At 58.4% G+C, this 2,502-nt stretch carries 2 protein-coding genes; both read left to right on the top strand.

Annotated features, from left to right (window positions below; all coding sequences use genetic code 11):
• Positions 1–1,457, top strand: a 1,457-nt coding sequence (locus tag E1H14_RS13065; protein WP_149391924.1) for a 2-hydroxymuconic semialdehyde dehydrogenase, incomplete at its 5' end; no start/stop codon positions are given.
• 48 nt (positions 1,458–1,505) lie between these two features.
• Positions 1,506–2,291, top strand: a complete 786-nt coding sequence (dmpE, locus tag E1H14_RS13060; protein ID WP_149391923.1) for a 2-oxopent-4-enoate hydratase — start codon at positions 1,506–1,508, stop codon at positions 2,289–2,291.
• Positions 2,292–2,502: the final 211 nt, after the last annotated feature.

Here is a 2,502-nt window from a genome sequence, read left to right as displayed (position 1 = left end):
ACGAATTTAAACATTTTATTAACGGTGCCTATGTCGGCTCCGCCAGTGGTCAGACCTTTGAGAACCGCTGCCCCGTGGACAACAGCCTGATTGGGCGGGTCCATGAAGCCGGTCGCGACGAGGTGGACGCGGCGGTGCGGGCCGCCAAAGCGGCCCTCAAAGGCCCTTGGGGCCAGCTCACCCAGGCGCAACGGATTGGCCTGCTGAACAAGGTCGCTGATCGCATCAACGCGCGCTTTGATGAGTTTTTACAAGCGGAGTGTCGAGACACCGGTAAACCCTATTCGATTGCCCGCCATATCGACATTCCAAGGGGCGCGGCGAACTTTAAAGCCTTCTCCGAGACCCTAGCCAACCATCCGACGGAAGCCTTCCGTCTGGATACGCCCGATGGTCTGGGCGCGTTAAATGTCGGGCATCGTACCCCGAAAGGCGTGATCGCGGTGATCTCACCTTGGAACCTGCCGCTGCTGCTGATGACTTGGAAGGTCGGCCCGGCGCTGGCCTGTGGCAACACCGTGGTGGTCAAACCTTCAGAAGAAACCCCCGCTACCACCACGCTGCTCGGTGAGGTGATGAACGAGTGTGGTGTCCCGCCGGGCGTGTTTAACGTGGTACACGGCTTTGGCCCGAACTCGGCCGGTGAATTCCTCACCACTCATCCCCTGGTGGATGCCATCACCTTCACCGGCGAAACCCGCACGGGCGAGGCGATCATGAAAGCGGCCTCGGTGGGCCTGCGTAACATCTCGTTGGAGTGTGGCGGTAAAAACCCCGGGATCGTCTTTGCCGATTGTGATCTGGAAAAAGCCGTGGAAGGCACCATGCGCTCGGCCTTTGTGAACTGCGGTCAGGTCTGCTTAGGCACGGAACGTGTGTATGTGGAGCGCCCGATCTTTGATCAATTCCTGGCACGCCTAAAAGAGGAGGTGGCCAAGCTGAAGCTCGGTCGTCCTGAAGATAGTACGGCCAACTTTGGCCCACTGGTGAGCCTGGAGCACCGTGCCAAAGTGAAATCCTATTACGACCTGGCCGTGCAAGAGGGCGCGCGCGTCGAGATCGGCGGCGGCATTCCCGATATGGGCCCCGAGCTGAATGCCGGCGCTTGGATCGAACCCACCATCTGGACCGGCCTGGCCGATGATGCGCGGGTGATCCGCGAAGAGATCTTTGGGCCTTGCTGCCATCTGCGTCCGTTTGATCGCGAAGAGGAAGTGATCGCGCTGGCCAATGACACCCACTATGGCTTAGCCGCGACGATCTGGACGGAGAACTCGGCGCGGGCGGTGCGAGTGGCGGAGCAGATGGAAGCCGGTCTGGTGTGGATCAACTCCTGGTTCCTGCGTGATCTGCGCACCGCCTTTGGCGGCGCCAAACAATCCGGCATCGGCCGCGAAGGCGGCGTGCACGGTTTGGAGTTCTACACCGAGCTGAAAAACATTTGCATCAAGTTGTAAGCCGGCCCGCGCCGTGCTTCCCCCTAATTAAGAGACTCAGTGGCTGATATGGATAAACATTTAATCGACACCTGTGGAGATGAACTCTACGAAGCGATGGTACAGCGTCAAGCGCTGCGTCCGCTGACCGAGCGGTTTAGCGATATAACGATTGAGGACGCCTACCACATCTCCTTGCGCATGCTGGAGCGTCGTCTGGCCGCAGGTGAGCGTGTCATCGGCAAAAAGATTGGCGTCACCTCCAAAGCCGTGCAGAACATGCTCAACGTGCACCAACCGGATTTTGGTTACCTGACCGATCGTATGGCCTTTAGCCAGGGTGAGGAGATGCCGATCTCCGAGCGCCTGATGCAACCGCGTGCGGAAGGGGAGATCGCCTTCATTTTGAAAAAAGATCTGCTCGGCCCCGGCATCACCCATGCCGATGTCTTAGCCGCCACCGAATGCGTGATGCCCTGTTTTGAAGTGGTCGATTCGCGCATCGAGAACTGGCAGATCAAGATCCAAGACACGATTGCTGACAACGCCTCCTGCGGTTTGTTTGTGCTTGGCGATCGGGCCGTCGATCCACGCAAAGTCGATCTGGCCACCTGCGGCATGGTGGTGGAGAAGAACGGTTCCGTGATCAGTACCGGGGCCGGGGCTGCTGCCTTAGGCAGCCCGGTGAACTGTGTCACTTGGTTGGCCAACACCTTGGGGCACTTCGGTATTCCATTGAAAGCGGGTGAAGTCATTCTCTCGGGTTCGCTCGTGCCGCTGGAGCCGGTGCAGGCGGGTGACTTTATGAGCGTGAGTATCGGTGGCATCGGTCAGGCGTCTGTGCGCTTTGTGTGATCCGATTCAAGCCGTGCATGACTGAACGTGCATGGCTTAAGACGATCGTGAACGGCTTTAATGCAGGAATTTAAATGATGAGTCAAAAATTAAAAGCGGTGATTATCGGTCCGGGCAATATCGGCACCGATCTGCTGATGAAGATGCAGCGCTCCGAATGGGTGGAGCCGGTGTGGATGGTGGGGATCGACCCGGAATCCGAAGGCCTGAA

It is taken from the genome of Nitrincola tapanii, assembly GCF_008368715.1.
In the GTDB taxonomy this organism is placed as follows: domain Bacteria; phylum Pseudomonadota; class Gammaproteobacteria; order Pseudomonadales; family Balneatricaceae; genus Nitrincola; species Nitrincola tapanii.
Note: the sequence above shows the minus strand (reverse complement) of the source record. Positions and strands in the feature narration are given on the sequence as shown.

Coding starts and splice junctions, on each gene's coding strand:
- dmpE (WP_149391923.1), top strand. CDS start 1,506: ATGGATAAACATTTAATCGACACCTGTGGAGATGAACTCTACGAAGCG.